Annotated in this window: 1 protein-coding gene and 1 pseudogene; one reads left to right on the top strand and one right to left on the bottom strand. The window is 37.6% G+C overall.

Translation table 11 applies throughout. From position 1 onward, the window contains the following. Nucleotides 1-355 (bottom strand): saccharopine dehydrogenase NADP-binding domain-containing protein (locus tag ABY905_RS17180; protein WP_372646115.1); only part of this gene is annotated, 355 nt, incomplete at its 3' end. A gap of 487 nt (nt 356-842) precedes the next feature. Between ABY905_RS17180 and ABY905_RS17185 the strand changes: the two are divergent. Next, nucleotides 843-1,595 (top strand): annotated as a pseudogene (locus ABY905_RS17185) (DNA mismatch repair protein MutS); the annotation flags it as partial.

Here is a 1,595-nt window from a genome sequence, read left to right on the forward strand (position 1 = left end):
CACCTTTAGTCTTCGCCTTTTTGTGCAAAATCTGCATTTCGGGTGTAATGTATGAAGGACTGATAAAATGCTTAGTCTGTTTCACACACTCGCGAGCGAGCATGGGATGCATAGGTGGTGGCAACATGGAAATAACCAAGTTAGCTTTTGCGACTTCATTAGCACGCTCTTCCTTATCAAACACATCAAATTTTAATGCTAAACCGTGGGTATGCTGCTTAATTTTGCTTTCCGCAAGCTCCAATGACATATCAGCCAAACGGACTTGCCACTGGTTTTCTTCTGAATGATTTAAAAGGTATTCTATCAGGCTAGTAGATGAAAGGCCTGCGCCAACTATCAGAATAGTGTTCATAGTATATGAAATTCAAATTGGGTTTTTATTGATGATTAAATATTGCAAGAAAAGATCAATATAAAAAGACATTGAGGTGCTTTTTACAAAAAATCATTTATTTAAAACAAAATTCACATAAATGTGCGCTAAGTTTTTCAACAAGACCGCAAAGTATTTTCCACCTTACGAGTAAATCTTTGCGATTTCACGTTTCATCTGCGTTCTCTGCGTGGAATTAGAAATGAAAAGTTTTTTTGTATCAATAAACCATCATGCTCTTTCTAATAAGTCTCAGCCAAAGCTTATATTTGTTCTAAATTTATTTTACCTTCCCTGATTCATTTTTCAGGATGAAAAATGAATTGTTTGACACTCGCTCAAACTCTTGATTATAAAAGATAAAGTGGAGATAGTCAGCAAGCATACAATTAATAAAAAATAGTTCATTAGCCAGTAGAATTGTGTTGGATTTCACAAATAAACAGGCCCTTAAAAATATCATCCCTTGGCAAAGCAAAGAAAAGCAGTTGAGACCCCTTTAATGAAACAGTATTACGATATAAAAGATAAGCATCCTGATGCGATCTTATTGTTTCGTGTAGGCGATTTTTATGAAACTTTCTCTGATGATGCCGTTCGCACAGCTGAGATATGTGGGATTACCTTAACAAAAAGAGCCAATGGTTCTGCATCCTATGTAGAACTGGCTGGATTCCCTCATCACGCTATCGATACCTATCTACCAAAATTGGTAAGAGCGGGTATGCGTGTGGCTATTTGCGAGCAATTGGAAGATCCTAAAATGACCAAAACCCTTGTCAAACGTGGCATTGTGGAATTAGTAACACCAGGCGTATCCTACAACGACAATGTACTCGAGCATAAAGAAAATAATTTCTTAGCCTGCGTACATCTCGAAAATAAATCGGCAGGAATTGCCTTTCTTGATGTGTCAACAGGTGAATTCTTAACTGCTGAAGGGAGTTTTGAGTATATCGACAAACTGATGGGTAATTTCCAACCTAAGGAAGTGCTTTATCAGAAAGGAAAAGAGAAACAATTCCATGAATTATTTGGTGGCAAGTTCTACACCTTCACCATGGACGATTGGGTGTTTACAGAAACCGCTGCTAAAGACAGATTACTGCGACATTTCGAAACCAATTCGCTAAAAGGATTTGGTGTACACACCTTGAGGGATGGAATTATTGCCTCGGGAGCTATTCTACAATATTTAGATTTCACCAAGCATTCGCAG

The sequence above is a fragment of the Ancylomarina sp. genome (assembly GCF_041555295.1).
Taxonomy (GTDB): domain Bacteria; phylum Bacteroidota; class Bacteroidia; order Bacteroidales; family Marinifilaceae; genus Ancylomarina.